The sequence below is a fragment of the Gordonibacter sp. 28C genome, assembly GCF_003339845.1.
Lineage (GTDB): Bacteria > Actinomycetota > Coriobacteriia > Coriobacteriales > Eggerthellaceae > Gordonibacter.
In genome coordinates this window covers 55,464-75,040 of the sequence record NZ_PPTR01000010.1, presented here as the reverse complement: position 1 = coordinate 75,040, position 19,577 = coordinate 55,464, and the positions used below count along the sequence as shown (strand labels likewise).

General features: G+C 67.2%; 21 protein-coding genes. 8 read left to right on the top strand and 13 right to left on the bottom strand.

From position 1 onward, the window contains the following. Nucleotides 1–216: 216 nt before the first annotated feature. A complete protein-coding gene (locus tag C1878_RS12290) occupies nt 217–1,047 on the top strand; it encodes an AraC family transcriptional regulator (RefSeq protein WP_158539807.1) in 831 nt (276 codons plus the stop codon). Next, the gene (locus C1878_RS12285) at nt 1,044–2,063 is read left to right on the top strand and encodes a DMT family transporter (RefSeq protein ID WP_167510331.1); all 1,020 of its coding nucleotides are present in this window, start codon (nt 1,044–1,046) and stop codon (nt 2,061–2,063) included. Before C1878_RS12290 ends, C1878_RS12285 begins: the two co-directional genes overlap by 4 nt. On the opposite strand, the gene C1878_RS12280 is transcribed toward C1878_RS12285, so the two are convergent. Then, nucleotides 2,044–2,601: an NADPH-dependent FMN reductase gene (locus C1878_RS12280; RefSeq protein ID WP_114601914.1), complete on the bottom strand. Its 558-nt coding sequence runs from the start codon at nt 2,599–2,601 to the stop codon at nt 2,044–2,046. The genes C1878_RS12285 and C1878_RS12280 overlap by 20 nt on opposite strands. A gap of 175 nt (nt 2,602–2,776) precedes the next feature. Between C1878_RS12280 and C1878_RS12275 the strand changes: the two genes are divergently transcribed. Next, nucleotides 2,777–3,205, top strand: a complete 429-nt coding sequence (locus tag C1878_RS12275) for a viscotoxin-A3 (protein ID WP_114601913.1) — start codon at nt 2,777–2,779, stop codon at nt 3,203–3,205. A gap of 5 nt (nt 3,206–3,210) precedes the next feature. Continuing rightward, nucleotides 3,211–3,843 (top strand): hydrogenase maturation protease, encoded by a 633-nt coding sequence (locus tag C1878_RS12270; RefSeq protein ID WP_199519347.1) that lies wholly within the window; start codon nt 3,211–3,213, stop codon nt 3,841–3,843. A 40-nt stretch (nt 3,844–3,883) separates the two neighbouring features. On the opposite strand, the gene C1878_RS12265 is transcribed toward C1878_RS12270, so the two are convergent. Further along, nucleotides 3,884–5,569 (bottom strand): bifunctional diguanylate cyclase/phosphodiesterase, encoded by a 1,686-nt coding sequence (locus C1878_RS12265; protein ID WP_114601912.1) that lies wholly within the window; start codon nt 5,567–5,569, stop codon nt 3,884–3,886. A gap of 289 nt (nt 5,570–5,858) precedes the next feature. Between C1878_RS12265 and C1878_RS12260 the strand changes: the two genes are divergently transcribed. The 3 genes from C1878_RS12260 to C1878_RS12250 all read left to right on the top strand — a co-directional run bounded on the left by C1878_RS12260 (nt 5,859) and on the right by C1878_RS12250 (nt 7,638). Then, a complete protein-coding gene (locus C1878_RS12260) occupies nt 5,859–6,281 on the top strand; it encodes a DUF488 domain-containing protein (RefSeq protein WP_114601911.1) in 423 nt (140 codons plus the stop codon). Nucleotides 6,282–6,379: 98 nt separating this feature from the next. Continuing rightward, the gene (locus C1878_RS12255) at nt 6,380–7,054 is read left to right on the top strand and encodes a TetR/AcrR family transcriptional regulator (RefSeq protein ID WP_114601910.1); all 675 of its coding nucleotides are present in this window, start codon (nt 6,380–6,382) and stop codon (nt 7,052–7,054) included. Beyond that, complete coding sequence (locus tag C1878_RS12250) at nt 7,051–7,638, top strand: flavodoxin domain-containing protein (RefSeq protein ID WP_114601909.1); 588 nt, start codon at nt 7,051–7,053, stop codon at nt 7,636–7,638. The genes C1878_RS12255 and C1878_RS12250 overlap by 4 nt, the downstream gene beginning before the upstream one ends. On the opposite strand, the gene C1878_RS12245 is transcribed toward C1878_RS12250, so the two are convergent. The 11 genes from C1878_RS12245 to C1878_RS12195 all read right to left on the bottom strand — a co-directional run bounded on the left by C1878_RS12245 (nt 7,610) and on the right by C1878_RS12195 (nt 17,887). Further along, nucleotides 7,610–8,203 carry a helix-turn-helix domain-containing protein gene (locus C1878_RS12245; protein WP_114601908.1) on the bottom strand — a complete coding sequence of 198 codons (594 nt, stop codon included), beginning with the start codon at nt 8,201–8,203 and terminating at the stop codon, nt 7,610–7,612. The two genes, C1878_RS12250 and C1878_RS12245, sit on opposite strands and share 29 nt — an antisense overlap. A 111-nt stretch (nt 8,204–8,314) precedes the next feature. Beyond that, complete coding sequence (locus C1878_RS12240; RefSeq protein ID WP_114601907.1) at nt 8,315–9,145, bottom strand: DNA-formamidopyrimidine glycosylase family protein; 831 nt, start codon at nt 9,143–9,145, stop codon at nt 8,315–8,317. A 67-nt stretch (nt 9,146–9,212) separates the two neighbouring features. Beyond that, nucleotides 9,213–9,752: a CarD family transcriptional regulator gene (locus C1878_RS12235; protein WP_114601906.1), complete on the bottom strand. Its 540-nt coding sequence runs from the start codon at nt 9,750–9,752 to the stop codon at nt 9,213–9,215. A gap of 273 nt (nt 9,753–10,025) precedes the next feature. Next, complete coding sequence (locus C1878_RS12230) at nt 10,026–10,712, bottom strand: 4Fe-4S dicluster domain-containing protein (RefSeq protein WP_114601905.1); 687 nt, start codon at nt 10,710–10,712, stop codon at nt 10,026–10,028. Between the two features lie 237 nt (nt 10,713–10,949). After that, nucleotides 10,950–11,825, bottom strand: a complete 876-nt coding sequence (locus C1878_RS12225) for a RimK family alpha-L-glutamate ligase (RefSeq protein ID WP_199519346.1) — start codon at nt 11,823–11,825, stop codon at nt 10,950–10,952. Between the two features lie 85 nt (nt 11,826–11,910). Beyond that, complete coding sequence (locus C1878_RS12220; protein WP_114601903.1) at nt 11,911–12,645, bottom strand: amino acid ABC transporter ATP-binding protein; 735 nt, start codon at nt 12,643–12,645, stop codon at nt 11,911–11,913. Then, nucleotides 12,635–13,432, bottom strand: a complete 798-nt coding sequence (locus C1878_RS12215; RefSeq protein ID WP_199519345.1) for an amino acid ABC transporter permease — start codon at nt 13,430–13,432, stop codon at nt 12,635–12,637. Before C1878_RS12215 ends, C1878_RS12220 begins: the two co-directional genes overlap by 11 nt. Nucleotides 13,433–13,474: 42 nt before the next feature. Then, the gene (locus C1878_RS12210) at nt 13,475–14,344 is read right to left on the bottom strand and encodes a transporter substrate-binding domain-containing protein (protein WP_114601902.1); all 870 of its coding nucleotides are present in this window, start codon (nt 14,342–14,344) and stop codon (nt 13,475–13,477) included. Then, the gene (locus tag C1878_RS12205) at nt 14,341–14,784 is read right to left on the bottom strand and encodes a MarR family winged helix-turn-helix transcriptional regulator (RefSeq protein WP_199519344.1); all 444 of its coding nucleotides are present in this window, start codon (nt 14,782–14,784) and stop codon (nt 14,341–14,343) included. The genes C1878_RS12210 and C1878_RS12205 overlap by 4 nt, the downstream gene beginning before the upstream one ends. A 280-nt stretch (nt 14,785–15,064) precedes the next feature. After that, nucleotides 15,065–15,844 (bottom strand): carboxymuconolactone decarboxylase family protein, encoded by a 780-nt coding sequence (locus C1878_RS12200; protein ID WP_114601960.1) that lies wholly within the window; start codon nt 15,842–15,844, stop codon nt 15,065–15,067. 900 nt (nt 15,845–16,744) lie between these two features. Continuing rightward, nucleotides 16,745–17,887 (bottom strand): aldo/keto reductase, encoded by a 1,143-nt coding sequence (locus tag C1878_RS12195; RefSeq protein ID WP_114601901.1) that lies wholly within the window; start codon nt 17,885–17,887, stop codon nt 16,745–16,747. Nucleotides 17,888–18,129: 242 nt separating this feature from the next. Here C1878_RS12195 and C1878_RS12190 point away from each other — a divergent pair, with 242 nt between their 5' ends. After that, the gene (locus C1878_RS12190) at nt 18,130–19,467 is read left to right on the top strand and encodes a DNA-binding protein (RefSeq protein ID WP_114601900.1); all 1,338 of its coding nucleotides are present in this window, start codon (nt 18,130–18,132) and stop codon (nt 19,465–19,467) included. Nucleotides 19,468–19,577: the final 110 nt, after the last annotated feature.

The window sequence follows — 19,577 nt, the reverse complement described above, 5'->3', positions numbered from 1 at the left end:
CGGCCGTGCGGAGACGCGCAAGGCCGGTTCCGTCTGCGGTTCCCAGGGATCGCGGGGCGGCGCCCGCCGCGGCCCTCCGCCCGCCGACGCGCAATATCGTACAAGCGCGGGGTTCCGTCGTTCGACTATACTTGGCCGATGCGAAAAGAGAGGGAGCATATGCGATGCGAAGGCGGGCGGACCGAGCGTTCGCGGACGGAAGAGGAGCCCAGGGGCATGGACGCGCGCGAGGTGCGGGCGTTCGCGCGGCCCGACGGGTCCCTGGTGGAGGTGTGCTCGCTCGCCGGGAACATCCGGGCGTTCCCCAACCACCTGCACGAGCACTACGTGGTGGGCGCCCTGAACGCCAGCCGCCGCGCGCTCACCATGGGCGGGCGGGAGCTGCACGTGCTGGAGCCGGGCGACGTGTTCCTGGTGAACCCCGGCGAACCCCATGCGTGCGACCCGCTCGACAACGAGCCGTTCGCGTACCGCTGCGCGAACGTGCCCGTGAGCGCGGTCGCGGCGCTGGCCGGCGTGGCGACGGAAGAGGCTCCGCGGTTCGCCGTGCCCGTGCTGCGCGACGCCGCGCTGTTCGGCCGGGCGGACGCCTTGTTCGCCCGTGCCGCGTCGGACGACGGCTCGGCCGTCCTCGACGCGCTCGACGAGCTTGTGTCCGATTTGCTCGAGGCCGCCGACGCGGCGGCGGCCGACGGGCCGGGCGAGCCGTCGGCGCCGGGCGCCCTCGTGGCCTCGGCGCGCGCTTTCATCGACGAGCGCTACGCCGAGCGCATCGCGCTCGAGGACGTGGCCGACGTCGTGGGGGCGAGCCGCTACGCGCTCGTGCGCGCCTTCAAGAAGGAGCTGGGCATCACGCCGGGGCGCTACCTGTCGGCGGTGCGCGTCATGCACGCGAAGAGCCTGCTCGAGCGGGGATGCGCCCCTGCGGCGGTGGCCGGGCTCACGGGCTTCGCCGACCAGGCGCACCTGGGGCGCGTGTTCCGCAACGTGACGGGCCTCACGCCGGCGCGCTACCGCTCGGCCTGCTCGGCAGGGGAGGCGTCGTGAGCGCTCGCGAGCGGGCTGTAGCGGCCGGCGTGCGATCCCCTGCGGCGCGGGGGCACCTGTTCGCGCTGTTCACCGTCGCGGTGTGGGGCACGACGTTCGTGGCGACGAAGGTTCTGCTCGTGAACTTCGCGCCCATCGAGATACTGTTCTACCGCTTCCTCATAGGCTTTTTGGTGCTGTGGGCGTGCCGGCCGCGGCATGTGAAGCTGGGCGGCTGGCGCGAGGAGGCGCTCGTGGCGGCGGCCGGCCTCACCGGCGTCGTGCTGTACTTCCTGTTCGAGAACATCGCGCTTACCAGCACCACCGCCAGCAACGTGGGCGTGATCGTGGCGGTGAACCCGTTCTTCACGGCGCTCTTGTCCTCCGTGCTGCTGCGCGACGAGAAGCTGCATCCGGTGTTCTTCGCCGGCTTCGCCCTGGCCATGGCGGGCATCGTGCTCATCAGCTGGGAGGGGCTGGGAACGGGCAGCGTCGTGGGCGACCTTCTGGCGGTGGCCGCCGCCGCCGTGTGGGCCGTGTACGCCGTGCTCACGCGCAAGCTGGCGGCGCTGTGCGACGACACCATCCAGATGACGAAGCGCACGTTCGCCTGGGGGCTCGTCCTCATGGTGCCGGCGCTGTTCCTGCTGGACTTCCAGTTCGGCGTGGAGCGCTTCGCCGATCCGGTCATGACGGCGAACATGCTGTTCCTGGGCGTGGGCGCGTCGGCGGCGTGCTTCGCCACCTGGGGCATCGCCGTGAGGCTTCTGGGCGCTGTGAAGACGAGCGCCTACATCTACCTGGTGCCCGTCATCACGGTGGCCGCCTCGGTGGCGGTGCTGGGCGAGCCCCTCACGCCGCAGATATGCGTCGGCGTGGTGCTGACCTGCGCCGGGCTGGTGCTGTCGGAGCGCGGAAAGGGGGCGCCGCCCGCCGTCGGCGCGGCCGAGGGGTCCGAGCCCCGTGCGGTCGACGACCGGGCCGAGCGGGTCGTCAACGACGGCGAAGGTGCTGCGGTTAGCCCTGCCGATCGATGAAGCGCACGAAGGCCTGGGCCTGCTTCTCCAGGTAGGGGGCCGAGGCGTCCAGCTTGAGCATGCCGTCTTCGGCCTGCGTGGCGATATGGGGGACGGCCAGGCGCGGCTGGTTCATGATGCGCGCGTCCAGGAAGCTGAGCACGCCCACGAGCTGGTCCTGCGCGTGCGCCGCGCCGCTCATGCCGATGCTCGCGCCCGCCAGCGCCACGGGCTTGCCGGCCAGCACCTGTCCCTCGGTGTCGCTCACCGGGCGCGAGAGCCAGTCGATGAGGTTCTTCAAGGGCCCGGGGATGGCGTGGTTGTACTCGGGGCTGAACAGCCACAGGCCGTCGGCGCGCTTGACCTCGTCGCGCACGCGGCTCACCGCGGCGGGGGCGGGATGCTCGGCGTCCTGGTTCATGAAGGGGACGTCGTCCCAGGCGAGGATGCGGTAGTCGACCTCGGGATGCAGCTTGGCGAGCACCGCTCCCGCCGCCTCGGCCAGCTGGCGGTTGTAGCTTGCGCTGCGAAGCGATCCGGCGATGGCGAGTATGTTCATGAGGGTTCCTCGATTCGATAATGTTATCTTGTTGGTGCCATATGATAGCACGTTCGTCATGCGCGCGGTCGGTTTGGCGCTGAACCGTCATGGAAAACCGCTCGGCCGCGTGCCGCAGCGGCGGGTGCCGGCTTCGCTATAATAGGCGACGATCACGAGAGCGAAGGAGACCGCGGTGGCGGAATTGACGGACGAGCAGATCGCGCAAGAAGAGAAGTTCCTCGAGGGCGTGCCGCGCTTGAACATAGGGGCGCTGTTTTTGCCTCCCATCTGGGGACCGGCGCACGGCATGTGGGCGGCGATCCTGTTCTACCCCATATGGCTTTTCGCGGACAACACGTTCTACGCGGCATGGACCGAGCGCACCCCGCTCGCGCTCGTCGTCGCCGCTGTCGTGTTCGTCACGCTCACGGCGGGCACGGTGGCCTTCGCCGTCATCGGGCAACCGTTCGCCGCGCACCGCGCCGCGCAGCGCGGCGCAGACAAGGACGCCTACCTGCGTAGACAGCGTATCTGGGCCGTTGTGAGCGTTGTGGTCGGCTGCGCCATGATAGCGGTGGCCACGTACTACAACCTGGTCATCCGTCCCACGATGGGGGAGTGAGCGCCATGGGTCGGTCGGATGTCGAGAGCCTCGGAGCCGAGGCCGCCGAGGGCCGCGAGCATGGCGGAGACGTCGGCGAAGCCGGAGCCGTCGAAAACGCCGGGACCGCCTGCGACGCGAGCAAGCCGGTCGAGACCCGCCGCATCGGGGTGCTCTGCGTGGGCAACAAGCTCATGCTCGACGACGGGTTGGGCACCGCCGTGTACGAGGAGCTGACGGAGCGGTACGAGACGCCCGACAACGTGGAACTGTTCGACGTGGGCTGCCTGAGCATGGACATGCTGCCGTACGTGCGCGACTTCGACGTGATCGTCACGGTGGACGCCGTGGACGGCACGGACGCCGAGCCGGGCACCGTGTTCCGCTTCGAGCCCGACGCTATGGCGCGCCATTCCGGGGCGACGGCCTCGCTGCACGATTTGAAGCTCGTCGACCTGTTCGACGCGGCGATGCTCCTGGGTTACGAGGCTGAGGGGCTCTGCCTGGGCATGCAGGTGGAGAACCCCTCGCCGGCCGTGGTCACGGTGGGCCTCACGCCGAAGGTGGCCGCCGCGCTGCCGCTTCTGGTGGAGACGGTGGCGGGCGAGCTCGCCCGCATGGGCTCGCCGCTCCTTCCGCGCGAGGGCGCGGACGCGTAAGCCCGCGGCGGCGACCGGCGCGCGCGGCGGCGGGGCCAGGCTAGGCTTTCGGGCCGTCCGCACCCAGGAAGCGCTCTTCGAACGCGTCCGCCGGCAGCGGGCGCGACACGAGGAAGCCCTGGACGCTGTCCGCGCCGATGGCGCGCACGGCGTCCAGCTCCGTGCTTTCCTCCACGCCCTCCACCGTCACCTCGATGTCCACGCTGTGGCACAGGTCGATGACGGCGTCTATGAACGCGCGGTTGAACGACTCGGCGTGGATGTTCTTGATGAACACCCGATCGATCTTCACGATGTCCGCAGGCGACTGGGACAGCTGGCCGAGCGAGGAGTATCCCGTGCCGAAGTCGTCCATGGCCAGGCGGATGCCCAGGGCGCGCAGGCGGTCGAACGTCGCGCGCAGCGCGTCGAGGTCGGTCACGAAGTAGCTCTCGGTCATCTCCAGCACGATGCGCCGCGGGTCGGCGCCCGCTTCGGCCAACGTGCGCGCTACGAAGGGGACGAAGTCGGCTTCGAGCAGCTGCAAATACGAGATGTTCACGTTCATGACGAAGCCGTCCCGAGCGCGGCTCCAGGCGGCGCACTGGCCGGCGGCCTGCTCGAACACCCAACGGCCCACGGCCCCGATGAGCCCGTAGGATTCCAAGATGGGAATGAACTCGACGGGGCTCACCGCGCCGAACTCTTCCGCGCTCCAGCGCAGAAGCGCCTCGGCTCCCGCCACGCGCAGCGTGTCGGCGTCGACGAGCGGCTGGTAATGCACCGAGAAGCCCCTCATCCCGTCCATCACGGACGCCTGCAAACGGTCGCTGAGCTCCAGGCGCCGCAGCTTTTCCTGCGACATGGCGGGCGAGAAGAACGAAAGGGTGTTCTTGCCGCGGTGCTTGCTCTCCTCTAGGGCGCTTTCCGCGTGCTTGATCAGGTCGAGCCCCGTGGCGCCGTCCTCGCCGATCATGGCCGCGCCTCCGGAGACCGTGCAGAAGTACGGCACGCCGTCTATGTCCTGCTGGCGGTTGGCGAAGGCGTGCACGGTGCGGTACAGGTCCTCCATGGCGTTGCGGTCGGCGTCGTCGAGCACGATGGCGAACTCGTCGCCGTCGAAGCGGAAGGCGGTGGCGTTGTCGGGCAGCAGGCGAAGCGTGGCCTGCGCGAACCGGCGCAGCACGCCGTTGCCGAACGCGTGGTCGTTGAGGGAGTTGATGCGCGAGAAATCGTCCAAGCCCAGCAGCAGGATGCCGCCCTCCGCATGCGAGCGCGAGAGCAGACGGTCGAGCACCTGCAGGCACTTCTCGTGCATGAACAGGCCGGTTATGGCGTCAACCTTGCCTTTGCGCTCCAGGTTCGTGATGGCGCCCGAGAACAGCACGGGATTCCCCTGGTCGTCGCGCATCAACAGGCCGCGGCACACGATCCAGACATGCTCGCCCTTGCGGTTGACCACCTGGTACTCCAGGTCGTGCTCGTCGGTCTCGCCGGACAGCAGATCGTCGATGGACTCGTCGAAGCTCGGCCGGTCGCGTTCCACCACGAGCTCGCGCCAGCGGGGGATAAGCCCCTCGAACAGGCGGTCGGGCAGGTCGAAGTCGCGCAGCATGTTCTCGGACACGAGCGCCGTGTCCGTTCGCATGTCGATGATGTACAGGTAGTCGTCCGTGCTGTAGGCGACCGCGTCGTAGAACAAGCGTGGATCGAGATCGAACGAACTCAGCGCTTCCTGCGTGTCCATGCGGCCTTACCTCGTGTCTACTCACCGAGCGCGTCAAATTACCGTTGAACATTGTACTGGAAACGGGTTCTGAAATGGGCGAAAAACAGAAGCCGACGATGCTCGGATGCTCGAGTGGAGGCGAACGCCGCGCCAAAGCGGTGGGCGGCCATGATGATTGCGTGACGAAACGCCTGCGGTTTTGCCACAAGGGGCCGGAACGGAGCCCGCAGCGTGAAGCCTGCGGGTAAGCTTTGGTGAAAAAGCCGCAGCCTGCGGCCGCGAGGCTGTCAAGAAGGAGCTCTTCATCATGAGGATAAACACGATCAGCGCTTACGAAACCTCCGCCGAGCGGTTCTTCGAAGCTTTGGCGTCATGGGACGTCGATCTTCTGCTGGACACCCGCTTGAAGAACACGAACCAACTGGCCGGGTTCACGAAGAAGAACGACCTTGCGTTCTTCGTGCCGAAGCTGCTGCACGCCGACTACGTGCACGACAAGCTGTTCGCCCCCGCTCCGACTTTGTTCGAGCGCTACCTGCACGGCAACATCGGGTGGGACGCGTACGCCGACGCCTATCGCGACGCCCTGCGCGAGCGCGAGGCCGTGCCGCAGTTCTTCGACCGCTACGGCGAGTACGAGAGCGTGTGCCTGCTGGGCACCGCCACCCGCAAGCGCCGCAGCCACGTGGAGGTGCTGCAAAAGATGCTCGAGGAGTCCCAGGCGATCTAGGCTCCGCCAAGGCCCGGGCCTTGGCTTTCTTGTGCGCCCCTTGCTAAACTAGCGATTGCTAGCTATTATACTAGCATTCGCTAGTTTAAGGAGAGGGCATGACGGAGAAGACGAACGGGGCGGCGGCGAGCGGCAGGGCCTCGGCGACGCGCGAACGCATCGTCGCGGCGGCGTTCGCGCTGTTCGCGGAACGGGGCTACCATGCGGTGCCGGTGCGCGACATCGCGGCGGCCGTCGGCATCAAGGATGCGTCGCTTTACAACCATTTTCCCGGGAAGCGCGCCATATTCGACGCCGTGGTGGCCGAGGCCCTCGCGCGCACGCGCGACGTGTTCGAGAGCCAGGGCGTCATGGTGGAGCCGACAGACGATCCGACGGGCTACGCCGGCTCGTTCGAAGAGACGGAGCGGCGGGTGCTGGCGGGCTTCCGCCACTTCTTCGCGGATGACGAGATGATCCGCTTGCGCCGTTTTCTCACCATGAGCCAGTTCGACGACGGGTGCGCCGCAAGCGCGTACCGCCTCGTTTTCATCGAACAGCCAACGGCCATCCAGCGCACGGTGTTCGAGCACCTGATGGCCTGCGGCCGGTTCGCGCTCGACGACGCCCAGGCGCTTGCGCGCGAGTTCCACGGCCCGGTGTTCCTGCTGCTGGCGTCCGGCGCCTCGTGGGCGGAGGCCGAGCCGTTGGTGCGCGCCCATCTGAGACGGTTCTTCGACATGCATGCGATCAAGGCGTCCGAGGACGCTGCAACGGAAGGGGAGGAGCGATGAGCGCGATAGTGGTGTACGCGTCGCAGACGGGTTTCACGCGGCGCTATGCGGAATGGATCGCCGAGGAGCTGGGCTGCGATGCCGTGCCGGTCGAGCAGGCCGACGGGGTGGACGCAGGGGCTTTCGAGGTCGTCGTGTTCGGCGGCTGGTTTCATGCGGGCGGGCTCGTGGGCATGAAATGGCTCAAGCGCGCCCGCGAGGCGCATCCCGGCGCGCGGTTCGTCGCGTTCGCGGTGGGCGCGACCCCGACGGAGTGGACCGACATGGTGGACGAGGCGATGGGGCGGGAATTCCCCTCGCCGGAGTTCGACGGGGTGCCGCGGTTCTACCTGCGCGGCGGGTTCGCCTACGAGCGTTTGAGCATGCCGAACAAGCTGGCCATGAAGTTGTTCTTCAAGATGCAGGAGAAGCAGGCCGCCACCGACCCGCGCGCCGCCGAGATGCTCGAGGGCATGCGCGGCGGCTTCGACGCCACCGACCGCGCGGCCGTCGCGCCGGTGATCGAGCGCGTTCGCGAGCTGGCCGGAGAGGACGGCGCGGTCGGTTCGCCAACGGCTAGCGTCCCGGGGCCGGATGCCTCGTGAGGCCGTGCTCGGTGCAGTAGGCGTACAGCACGCCGCCGGGCAGGCGCGGAAGGAGCGCCTCGCCGCCCTGCTCGGGATAGAGCTTCTCGACGGCCAGGCGGTCGTATCCCACCACGGCGACGAAGCCCAGGTGGTGGCCTTTCTCCATGGGATGGTCGAACGTGACGTACCAGTCGCCCTCCACGCTCTGGGCGCGCAGGGCGTGCGCCTCGTCGGCGGGGCGCGCTTCGAGGGGCTCGAGCTTCCTGCCGCAGCAGGACACCTCGGCGTCGCCCGTGGTGGTGATGACGTTCCCGCAGGCAGGGCATACGCGGAAGGCCGTGCGCTTCATGGTTCCTCCTTGACGGTCGTCGGGGGAGAGGGCGCCGGCCAGCAGCGTCTCGACCGTGGTGCCCAGCTCGTCGGCGAGCGCGGGCAGAAGCGACACGTCGGGGCATCCGCCGCCCCGCTCCCACTTCGAAACCGCCTTGTCGCCCACGCCCACGCGCGCGGCCAGCTGGAGCTGCGTGAGCCCGCGCTCCTCGCGCAAGGATCGTATGAGCGCTCCGGTGCGCTTGGTGTCCATCGGTCTTCCTCCCGTTCGTTTTCAGCGTGACGCCCACGATACGCGACCCGGACGTCGCGCGCAATGAACGCTCCGTAGAGTCGGGATTGGCCGGCTGGCGAAAGCGGTTACCTAGGGAAGAGGCTGGCAGGCGGGGCAGTAGTATACGTTGCCGCCCAGGTAGGGCTTCTTCTCGATCTCGCCGTGGCAGACGGGGCAGCCGTCCTTCCAGGTTTTCGCCGACAGGATGCAGCGGTAGCCGCCCGGTTGGCCGTACAGGTCGCGCTCCACGTCGCGCCCGCCCTGCTCCGCCATGGCGGCCAGCGTGCTCTTCATGGCGAGGAACAGGCGCGCGAGGTCGTCGTCGGAAAGCGCGCTCACCTTGGTTTTGGGGTTCAAACGGGCGTTGAACAGGATGTCCTGCAGCACGCCGTTGCCGATGCCGGGGATGCGCTGCTCGGTGGCGAGCAGGGCCTTCACGCTCGCGCTCGACGGCGCGGACGCGGCGAGGGCGCGAAACGCCGCCTCGTCGTAGGCGTCCGAGAGCACGGGAACGGCGTCGCGCGCGGCGACGTAGTACTCGTCGTCGTCGGCGCCCGTGTCGGCTATGAGGAACAGGCCGTACATGGAGGCCGTGCACGCCAGGTGCGACCCGTCGTCGAACGCCAGCAGCAGCTGGTGCTTGGCGGGGACGGCCTCGCCCGGCGCGAGGAGGCGCGCGTTCACGCCTTCGCGCAGAAGCAGCGTCATGCCGTCGTCCAGGGGAAGCTCCACGTAGGGGCCGGTCGCCTTGGCGGCCTCGATGCGCCGGCCGTCCAGGCGCGCGCCGTACGTGGCGGGGTCTCCCGTGAAGAACGCGAACTTGTGCGGGGACGCGTTCGCCACGGCGTCCACGACGATGCGGCCGACCAGGGCGTCCGACATCTGGCGGGCAAGGGTCAGGGCTTCGGGCAACTCGATCACGGGAGCTCCTTCGCTCGGGTTCCGCACGACGTATCCGGCCGCGCTGCCTCCAGTATAGCAGGCACGCTCAGCGGCGGTGCGCCTCGGCCTTCTTCACGCGCTCCACGAGGAAGTCGCGCACGTCGTCGCGCTCGATGCCGAGCGACACGGACAGCTCGTCGCACAACAGACCTTCGGCCAGATCGAAGTACTTCTTGTCCGTGGCGGTGATGCGGCGGCCGGCGTCGGTGCGGCGCGCGGTGCGCTCGCGGACGGACTTCATGATGGGGACGAGGTCCTGGGGCGCGAACGTCCTGAGGCATTTGTCGTACTCCTCTTTGATCCGGCGTTCGAGAAGCGTCGGCGTGTTCGCGCCCGGCTTGAGCGCCTCCTCGTCGATGGACTCGGCGTCGGCGATGGAGTCGATGAGCGCGAGCGCCTCCTTGCGCGACATGACGGGGCGCAGCGTGGGCGGCTCGGCCTCGTCGACGGCCACAAATAGCTTGAGCGAGTTCTCGAACAGCGCGTGCAGCTCGAGGTAGTCCTTGCCTTCGAAATAGCCCTCGCGCAGGGCGGTGACTTCGCAGACATGATGGCGGTAGACGACCGTATCTCCGCATGCGTACATGGCAACCTCCGATGTTGGGTGGGAACGGTGGGTGCGGCTCCGTCGCGTCGCGGTGACGTCGCAGATCAGCTTTTCAATTGTACCACTTCGCAAGAAGAACGCGCGCGTTCCGGCTCGGCGAGCGGCGACGCGTTCTTCGCGGTTGCAGAGCGGTCGGCTCGATGCGGTGCACCGCCGACCCAAAAACACGGTTTCGGCGGCGATTCCGTGTTTTTGGGCCGACCGCGTGCTCCTGCGAGCCATGCGGCTCGAGGGAACCCGGCTGGTTGCGCCTTAGACGGCCGGGGAGCCGCCCTTGCTCGCCACGGCGTGCGCGGGGCAGGTGTGGAAGCAGTTGCCGCACTCGTCGCAGCGCTCGCCCAGGATGGCGTAGGGCTCGCCGGGCACGATGGCCTTGAACGAGCAGGTTTCCAGGCAGGAGCCGCATCCGATGCAGTCGTCCGTTATGGAGAGGCCGGGCTCCTCGTAGGAGTCGCCGCCGAAGGCGAAGCGCTCGCGGTAAAGCTTGTGGTCGCGGTTCGCCATGGCGTAGTCGTAGTCGTACAGCTCGCCGTGGAAGCGGTGCAGCACGAACACGCGCGTCTCGGGGTACTTCGCGATGTCGTACACGGCCACGTTGAAGTTGCGGTCGTGCGGGGCCTTCGCCTCCACCTCGGCCATCGACAGCTCGCGCACCTCGCCCGAAACGCGCATCTGGTAGCCGGGTTTGAACAGGGGCAGGTTGTTCTCGTCGAACACCACTTTTGCCTCGGTGCGCTCGCCCGACACGGCCAAGCGCCCGCTTTCCTTGAGCTGGCGGTAGAACGGCTTCACGTCCATGGTGCGCAGGTAGAGCCCCTCGTCGTCGGCGGCGAAGAAGTGCGCGATGCGCGACTCCACGCCGCCGCGCCCGTCGGGCGTGGCGAAGCTGCAGCAGCCTATCTCGTCGAACCGGTCGAACACGTCTTGGATGGTGAGCATGATCGTAGTCCTTTCTTTCGTATGTCATGAGCGGAGGTGACGAAGGCTCCCTATTGTCATCTTGAGCATTCGACAGTCCAGTGGACTGTCGAACTCCCGAGCACGCGGAGCGGGCGCAGGGAGGCACCGCGAAGCGGCGAGCCGAAGGCCGGAGTCGAAGGATCCCGTGCGGCGCCAGCCATAAGATTCCCAGCTAACGTCGCACGGGATCCTTCGACTACGCGCTGCGCGCTCCGCTCAGGATGACAAGGGGCGTGGTTTTTGCAGCGCGTGCCAGCGGCGGGCGATGGCTTCGGCGTGGGCGCGCATGAGGTCGAGGCCGAGCAGCTCGGTGCAGTCCTCCGAGACGTTCGACACGGAGTTCGCGTCGATGATGCAGGGGCCGCGGCCGCCCTCGATGACGTCGAAGCTGCCGAGCTCGATGGAGAGCGCGGCGGAAGCGCGCTCCGCAGCGTCCGCGACCGCGCGGGGGACGTCGGGGTAGCTGGCGTACGTCGAACCGAAGCGGTAGGCGGACAGGCCGTTGCTTGCGACGGAGCGCTTGACGACGAGCGCGCAGGCGCCGTCCACCACCTCGACGCGCGTGAGGAAGCCGTGCGCGGGTTCCACGTACTCTTCCGCGATGAACTCGATGGCGGGCGCCTCGGCCAGGAACGCCCGGGCCTCTTCGGCGGTGCGGGCGATGGCGGTGCAGGTGGTGCGGCCGCCGCAATTCGGCTTGACGACGCAGGGGTAGGAGAGGGCCTGCGGGTCGAGGTCCGCCGGCGTGCCGCAGGCGTGGACGGCGGGCGTGACGAGGCCGGCCCCGGCCAGCGTCTCGGTTGCCAGGCGCTTGTCGATTTCGAAGAAGTGGGCGCGTCCGGGGTTCACGAGCGGAATGCCGCGCTCCTCGGCTGCGCGGATCACGCGGGGCATGCGCTCGAGCGACGCCATGTGCCCGCGGAACTGGGCGCTGGCGAACACGCGGCTGACCAGCATCTCGCAGGCGAGCGCTTCTTCCTCGGCGGTTTCGTCTTCCATGTTCACCAGACGGACGGGCGCGCCGAACGCTTCGATCTCGGCCGCCAGCTTGCGGTCGGACCATTCGTCGGACTCGTACAGCACGCCTATCATCGGGCACCTCCGTTCTCGCATGCGCGCGCTCGGCCGCATGGGTCGGCTGCGCGTTCCGCGCGGTTCTCGGCCAGGCTTTCCGTCATCAGATGCTCCATTCCAGAAGCTTGCTCAGGAAGCGCTGCAGCTCCGGGGTGGCCGGGTGGTCGAACAGCTGCGCGCTCGTGCCGTACTCCAGCAGCGTTCCGTCGTGCAGGAACGCCGCCTTGTCGCAGGCGTGCCGCGCGAAGCCCATCTCGTGCGTGACCACGATGAAGCGCGTGCCGGAATCCTTGAGGTCGCGGATGAGGTCGAGCACGTCGTTGGTGTACTCGGGGTCGAGCGCGCTGGTGGGCTCGTCGAGCAGCAGCATTTTGGGGCGCGCCGCCACGGCGCGCGCGATGGCCACGCGCTGCTGCTGGCCGCCCGAGAGCTGCACGGGCCGCTTGCCTTCTTCGGCGGCAAGCCCGAAGCGCGAAAGCAGGTCGGCTGCGCGCTCGCGCGCCTCGTCTTCGGGCACGCCGTGCACCACGCGCAGGGGCAGGGCCACGTTCTCGAGCGCGTTCAGGTGGTGGAACAAACCGCTCGACTGGAACACGAAGCCCAGCTGCGCGCGATAGGCCGGCAGCGTGCGCTCGTCGTAGGCCACCGTCTCGCCGTCCACCTCCACCGTGCCGCCCGTGGGCGCGATGAGGCCGCCCACTATGCGCAACAGCGTGGACTTCCCGCCGCCCGAAGGGCCGATGACGGCGAGCGTGGTGACGTCGTCGTCGAAGTCGATGCCGCGCAGCACGGGGACGCCGTCGAACTCCTTCGCTAAGCCCTCTATCCTAATGCGCATAGCCGAACCTCTTCTCGAAGCGCTTGCTCACGAACATGATGGGCAGCGTGAGGCACAGGTACAGCCCGCCCAGCAGCAGGAAGCCGCCGAAGAAGTTGTAGTTCGTGGCCGTGATCTCGCGGACGGTCTGCGTGAGCTCGATGACCGCGATGACGGACAGCAGCGACGAGTCCTTCACGATGGTGGCGAACTGGCCCGTGAGCGCCGGCAGCGTGCGCGCCACCAGCTGGGGCAGCACCACGTGGCGCACGGTCTGCGCTCGCGTGAAGCCCACGGCGCGGGCGGCCTCCATCTGGCCCTCGTCGATGGAGAGCAGGCTGCCGCGCACGATCTCGGCGATGTAGGCGCCGGCGAACACGGACAGGATGACGACGCCGGCCACCACCTTGTTGTCGATGCCCCACGCCGTGCCGATGATGTAGTAGAACAGGTAGATCTGCACGAGCAGGGGCGTGCCGCGCACGAGCTTCACGTACAGGTCGCACAGGTAGCGCACCGGCAGCACGCGCGAGCCTTGCCCGACGGCCACCGGGATGCCCACGAGCATGCTGATGACCAGGCTGGCCGCCGACAGCTCCACCGTGAGCAGGAACCCGCTCGCGATGCGCGTGCGGTACTGCTCCACGAAGTCGAAGTTGAGGGTGATGCCGGCCATGCCGAGCGACAGCCAGAACACGGCGATCACGACGACGCAGACCAGAAGGTAGTTCGCGGCGGCCTTGACCGGCGGCGCCGCTTGCTTCGGCGCCGCCGTGAACGGGCGGGACAGCAGGGAGGGTACGTGCACGGCGGGCCTTTCGTCAAACGGTTCGAACGGGGAGGCTGCGGACTACTCGAATTCGAAGAACCACTTGAAGCCCAGCTCGTCGAACGCGGCCTTCTCGGAGGAGAGGTACTTCTCGGTCAGGCGGTCGAACTCGCCGTTTTCCTTGCTCTGGGCGATGAACTCGTTCAGCTGCCCCAGCAGCTCGTCGTTGCCCTTGGCCACGGCGATGCCCCACGACTCGGGGTCTTGGAACGGGATGAACACGGCTTCGGTGGTATCCGGGTTCTTCTGGTTGTTGCGGTAGATGGTGAGCTGGTCGTACAGGAAGCCGTCGGCCTTGCCCTGCACCACTTCGGTCACGCAGGCGCTCTCGTCGGCCAGGCGCACGATCTCGGCGTTTGTCAGGTTCTTCGTGGCGTACACGTCGCCGGTGGAGCCGGTTTTCACGGCCACCTTCTTGCCCGCTTGGTTCAAATCGTCGATGCTGCCGATACCCGATTGGGCGTTCGCAAGGATGGCGAGCTGCGCCTGGGCGTACGGGTCGGAGAAGTCAACCGACTCCTTGCGCGCATCGGTGATGGTGATGGACGACATAAGGCAGTCGGCCTTGCCGGTCTGCACCATGGGGATGAGGCCGTCGAACGCGGTGTTCTCGATGACCACGTCGTAGCCGTAGGCATCGCCGAAGTCCCTCATGAAGTCGACGGAAACGCCGCTCGGCTCGCCGGCGTCGTCCTTCGTCTCGAACGGGGGATAGGCCAGCTCCATGGCCACGGTGAGGGTCTTGTCCTTGCCGTTGCCGCTGTTCGCGGGCGTGTCGGAACCGTCGCTCGGCGACGAGCAGGCGGCGAGCGCGAAAAGCGCGGCCGCGGCGAGCGCGAGCGCGGCGAGGGCCGCCGCTAGGCGGCGGGGACGGGCTGATTCGAGGTTCATACGGGTTCTCCCTTCAGAGCGGTTTCGAAGTTCTCCTGCATCGTGCGGAGCATGCGGTCGAGCGCTTCCAGGTCGTCTCCGCTCAAGCCGCGATGCTGCACGTCGACGAGGGCGTTAGAGATGGATTCGAACGCAGGTTGGAGGCTGCGGCCCCGGTCGGTGAGCTTCACCAGCACCACGCGTTTGTCGTCGGCCTGCTTCGCGGTGGCCACGTAGCCGCCTGCCGCGAGCTTCTTCACCAGGGCGGTGACGGTGGACGGGTCGCGACCGATGCGCTGGGCCAGCTCGCTCATGGGCAGCTCGCCGTGCGCGAAGAGCTGCACGAAGATATCGCCGTGCGACGGCGCGATGCCGCTCAACCCCTGCCGCTCGAGCTGCTCGACCAGATAGCGGTTCGCCAGGGCGAGGGTGCGGGCCAATTGGTTGACGGTGCCGCGCAAGGCGGGCTCCTTTCGATGCGCCGGATGCTCAGGCATCATACTTTGACATCAAAGTATTGTCAAGGCCGCGACGCGGGGGGGGGGGTGCCGGACGCGATCGGCCGGTCGCGTCCGCGGTCGTCTCGCTCGAAGTCGAACGGGCGCATCGTCGCTGGGGGCCGCGTGGTCGGGGCCGTCGTCGCGGTGCCGGTCGCCCCATTCGCACAACAAGGATGGAGTTGCTGGTTTCCGGGAAGGCGGGAGGGTATGCGCGATGCCTTCCCCCGCCTTCTTTCGCGCGTTACTCCGCTTGGCTCGCTGCCTCGTCGACGCAGCGCAGGGCGTTCAGGCTGCGCGGGTAGCCGATGTAGGGCACGCACTGCGACACCACCTTCACGAGGAAGGCCCGGTCGTTGCCCATCCGCATGTTGGCGGCGGCGTGGCTTGCGAGCTGCGGCTCGCAGCCGCCCTGCGCGGCCAGGAAGCAGAACGTGACCATCTCGCGCTCGGGCAGCGTCAGGCCGCCCCGGGTGTACCAGTCGCCGAAGCAGTTGCCGGCGAGCCAGCGGTTGATGTGGCGGCGATCCTCCGGGCCGCTCTGCCAGAAGTCGCGCATGCCCTCGCCGAAGATGTCCACCTGCGCCTGGATGCCGGCCTCGAGACGGGTGTCCGGCGTGGTGTTCGCCTGGGACTCGAGCGGCAGCGCCACGCCGCGCTCGGCCAGCACCTCGTTGGCGGCGTGCAGGAACGGCAGGACGCGTCCGATTCCCAGATAGGCCGTGGCCTGGTACACGATCTCCTTCGCTTCCACGGGCGTCACGCCCATCTCGAGCGCCGCGTGCAGAAAGCCGCGGAAGGCGTCGATGCCCTGGCAGCCCAGCAGCGTGGCGAGGATGGCCATGAAGCGCGTGCGGTCGTCGAGGTCGCCGCCGGCGCCCTCGGTGTTCACCACCTCGTCGAAGGCGAAGTTGTCGAAGCGCTCGACGAACTCGGGGTCGGTTTCCAGGAACGACGACGCGGCGTAGCCGGGCGACATCCTCTCGCGGCGGGCTTTGGCTGCGTCAGTGATGGCTGGTTGCATGATGTGCTCCATTCTCTTGCGTGTTCGTTATGGTTACAGTTAACACCTTGGAGCATGCTCCAAGTCAAGGGACTGCTCGGAATCTCCTCAAGGTTTTCCGGCCGAATATGGCGAACAGGGAAGTTTTCGGAAAAGCTGTGCCCAATGGGGCGAAAGCGATCCTTTCGACAACGAATTGCACGCGTGAGGTTTGCGAGGAGACTCCTATCTATAGGGCGCTGGCATGCCGGGATGACGCGTTAAGGCTGTCGTTGACGCAGACCCCTCGTGATCGTGCGATACCAAAGCCGCTAGCTGCCGCTTTGTGCGTTTCGGCAAAGGCGTGGCGGAGGCCCCCATTTTGGCACGAAAACCGAGTTCAGGTAATCGTCGTCGAGGCACGGGGTCCTTTCGTGCAATGTTTGAGAAACGTGACCTGCGGTTTCGTGTCCGATCGTCAAAAGGGGCTTGTTCATGAAGACTCCGGCATTCCCTGAACTCGGTTTTTGTGGCACGGATCGGCATGTCCACCTTCGAACCGGTATCGTGGGCTGCCGCATGCCGGCCGACGACGATTCGGTTTCGGGCTGGGGTCGATGAGCATCGCGCGTCGTTGAGCGACCTGCGCGGATATGCCCGCGCGGGTCGCTTCCATTGGTTCCTTGAAAGCGAAGTGGGTTCGACCCCCCCCCCTTTTTTTTTTCTCTCTCTTCAGCAATATGCTTTCAAGAGTCGGCGGTTGGTGATGCCGTTGGAGTAGGCGAGACCGTCCTGTCGGAACTCGAGGAGACGTATCTCGATGATGGGATGCCGACCCTGTCCAACCCCGACCCTGTCGAAAAATGCTGCGACGCAGACGTCCATGCATTGCGTTGCTGGCGACGAAGAGGGGCGCTCGACAGGGCGGCCCTCGAGCGATTGTTAGGCGAACAGCGCGGCCGCCTGCTCCATGCGGGTCGCGACGGGCACGCCGAAGGGGCAGCGCGGCTCGCACGACTGGCAGCCGGGGCAGTCGGCGGCGTTCGCGTCGAGCGCCTCGTAGTGGGCGCGCACCGAGGCGGGCACCTCGTCCTGCATGAGCGCCAGGTCTAAGAACTTGTTCACCGTGGCGATGTCGATGCCGGAGGGGCAGGGCGCGCAGTGGCCGCAGTACGTGCACTGGCCGAAGTAGGCGTGCTTCGGCGCGCCGGCCAGCGTGCTGGCGTAGTCGCGCTCCTCGTCGGTCGCGGTCTCGTAAGCGCAGGCGTCCGCCACGTGCGCCGCCGTGTCGAAGCCGGCCATGATGCTGGCGACGGCGGGGCGGGTGAGCGCGTAGTGGACGCACTGCACGGGCGTGAGCGCCACGCCGAACGGCGACGCGTCGGCGTTGAACAGGCGGCCGCCCGCGTAGCCCTTCATGACGGTGATTCCCACGTCCTCGCGCTCGCAGAGCGCGTAGAACTCGGCGCGGGCGGGATCCATGCCTCCCAGCGAGTCGTCGTAGTCGAACGTGAACGCGTCGTCCAGGCTGGCTGTGGCGGGCAGCAGGTCGAAGGCGGGGTTCACGCTGAACATGACGGCCTCGATCTCGCCGGAGAGCGCGGCCAGCTTCGCCACCTGGGGGCTGTGGGTGGAAAGCCCGATGTGACGCACGGTGCCCGCCGCCTTCAGCTCGCGCACATAGGCGATGAAGTCGCCGGCCATGATGCCCTCGTACTCCTCCACGTCGTCCACGTAGTGGATCATGCCCAGCTCCACGTGGTCGGTGCCCAGGCGCTCGAGCAGGTCTTCGAACGCGTGGCGCACGACGCCCAAGTCGCGCGTGCGCACGTACTGGCCGTCCTGCCAGGTGGAGCCGATGTGGCCTTGGATGATCCAGCGGTCGCGGTTGCCCGCGATGGCCTTCCCTAAGTTGCTGCGCACCTCCGGCCCCGCCATCCAGCAGTCCATGATGTTGATGCCGGCCTCGGCGCAGGCGTCCGCGACGGCCTTCACCTCGGAGGCCGACTTCTTTTCCATCCACTCGGCTCCGAAGCCGATCTCGCTCACTTCCAGGCCGGTTCTGCCCAGCATGCGGTACCGCATAGCATCTCCCTCGTCCGTTTCGTCATGCGTTCATGATACCGCCGAACGCGTCTATGTGCGGACGCGTTCGGCGCAAGGCTATTGAACACCTTGGAGCACGCTTCAAGTCAAGCGAGAAGCGCCATATTATCCAAGCGTCGATTGCGAAGGCTTATACCTATAAAATTTTATAGGTATAATGAAATAGCTTAAATGAATTGAGCTCTATAAAATACGATAGGATTGTTGAAGGGAGATGCCGTATGGCGTTCGACTTGACCGTCGCGGAGGCCGCCGCTCTTTTGGGCGTCAGCAGGCCCCGTGCGTACCAACTGGTCGAAAGCGGAGCACTGTCCGCGGAGAAAGCCGGCGGCATCTGGCTGGTCGATCGCGCGAGCGTCGAGGCGCGCATGGCCGAAGGCGCTGCCCGCGGCGGCCGGCGCGGCAAGGCGAAGGACGCTTCCGCGGTGCGGACGTTCGAGCTCATGAACCGGACGCACCGGGTTCTCTCGTTCGACTACGACGTCGAACGCGGGGCGTTCGTCGAAGCTGGCGACGTGACGGACGCCGCCCGGGCTCCTCTCGGAATGGTTTCCCCCCGCGCCGCGAAGGCGTCGGTCAAGGCGTTGGAGCATTGGTGGAAGCACCGCGCCATCCCCGGGTCGCGAGCCGGCATGCAGGCGAAGCTGGCCGAGCTCGGGTACGAGGCCGCGTACCAGATTCCGTTTCGGAATCTGGGGCTGTCGCTTTCCGACCAGTACTGGATCCGGCCTGCGGGCGGCAACATTCGGTGGGAGGACGTCAATTACTTCGACAACGACTTCGCCGACATGAAGGTCGGCTCGCCGTGGCTTTCCGGCGTGGGGCTCGATTCGCCCGACAACACGTCCGAAGGGCAGCTCCCGAAGAAATGGGTGCGCGACGGAGGGGCGCTCCTGCTGGCGAAAGGCGGATCGGTTCTCAATCAGGAACCGTACAACGAGACGGTGGCGACCGCGCTGCACCGACGGTTGCTGCAGCCGGGGGAGTATCTGGCGTACCGCCTGCGAGAGGGGGCGTCGGGCGCGGTGTGCCTATGCGAGGATTTCGTGTCGCCTGAGGAGGAGTACCTGCCCGCATTCTATGTTAGACGATCGAAACGCCAAGCCAACCATCACAGCGACTACCGGCATTATCTCGAATGTTGCGTTGCGCTGGGGGTCGAGGGCGTCGAGCGATCGCTTGAGAAGATGATCGTGTGCGACGACATTCTGGGCAACTTCGACCGGCATTGGCGCAACTTCGGACTCGTGCGCAACGTGGAGACGCTGGAATGCCGGGTTGCGCCGTTGTTCGACAGCGGCAACAGCCTATGGTGCGACGCGCCCGTCGGGCGCTTGCGCGCGGGCGATTTCTCGTTCGCCGCGAAACCCTTTTACGAAGATCCGAATCGTCAGCTCCGGCTCGTGCAGGACTACTCGTGGCTCGACCTCGATGCGCTCGACGGCTTCGCCGACGAGGCTGCGGGTATCCTGTCGCAGAACCGTGCGATCTCCGACCGCGTCGATCTCGTATGCTGCGGCATCCAAGCGCGCATCGACCGCATCAAGCGCATTCTGTAAGGTGCGTTTGACGGCGGGCCTCTGTTTCTTGAGTGGCCGGCGATGGAGAGGTCGGCCGATCGGGCTCGCGACACGGATGCCGTCGTCGGTGATGCCGATGCGGATGCGTC

Bases quoted from the DNA above. Each gene is read 5' to 3' on its own strand.
- C1878_RS12245 (WP_114601908.1), bottom strand. From the start codon at position 8,203: ATGGACACCAAGCGCACCGGAGCGCTCATACGATCCTTGCGCGAGGAG.
- C1878_RS12255 (WP_114601910.1), top strand. From the start codon at position 6,380: ATGACGGAGAAGACGAACGGGGCGGCGGCGAGCGGCAGGGCCTCGGCG.
- C1878_RS12230 (WP_114601905.1), bottom strand. From the start codon at position 10,712: ATGCTCACCATCCAAGACGTGTTCGACCGGTTCGACGAGATAGGCTGC.
- C1878_RS12225 (WP_199519346.1), bottom strand. From the start codon at position 11,825: ATGATAGGCGTGCTGTACGAGTCCGACGAATGGTCCGACCGCAAGCTG.
- C1878_RS12270 (WP_199519347.1), top strand. From the start codon at position 3,211: ATGGGTCGGTCGGATGTCGAGAGCCTCGGAGCCGAGGCCGCCGAGGGC.
- C1878_RS12210 (WP_114601902.1), bottom strand. From the start codon at position 14,344: ATGAACCTCGAATCAGCCCGTCCCCGCCGCCTAGCGGCGGCCCTCGCC.
- C1878_RS12190 (WP_114601900.1), top strand. From the start codon at position 18,130: ATGGCGTTCGACTTGACCGTCGCGGAGGCCGCCGCTCTTTTGGGCGTC.
- C1878_RS12220 (WP_114601903.1), bottom strand. From the start codon at position 12,645: ATGCGCATTAGGATAGAGGGCTTAGCGAAGGAGTTCGACGGCGTCCCC.
- C1878_RS12280 (WP_114601914.1), bottom strand. From the start codon at position 2,601: ATGAACATACTCGCCATCGCCGGATCGCTTCGCAGCGCAAGCTACAAC.
- C1878_RS12250 (WP_114601909.1), top strand. From the start codon at position 7,051: ATGAGCGCGATAGTGGTGTACGCGTCGCAGACGGGTTTCACGCGGCGC.
- C1878_RS12235 (WP_114601906.1), bottom strand. From the start codon at position 9,752: ATGTACGCATGCGGAGATACGGTCGTCTACCGCCATCATGTCTGCGAA.
- C1878_RS12260 (WP_114601911.1), top strand. From the start codon at position 5,859: ATGAGGATAAACACGATCAGCGCTTACGAAACCTCCGCCGAGCGGTTC.
- C1878_RS12265 (WP_114601912.1), bottom strand. From the start codon at position 5,569: ATGGACACGCAGGAAGCGCTGAGTTCGTTCGATCTCGATCCACGCTTG.
- C1878_RS12290 (WP_158539807.1), top strand. From the start codon at position 217: ATGGACGCGCGCGAGGTGCGGGCGTTCGCGCGGCCCGACGGGTCCCTG.
- C1878_RS12200 (WP_114601960.1), bottom strand. From the start codon at position 15,844: ATGCAACCAGCCATCACTGACGCAGCCAAAGCCCGCCGCGAGAGGATG.
- C1878_RS12195 (WP_114601901.1), bottom strand. From the start codon at position 17,887: ATGCGGTACCGCATGCTGGGCAGAACCGGCCTGGAAGTGAGCGAGATC.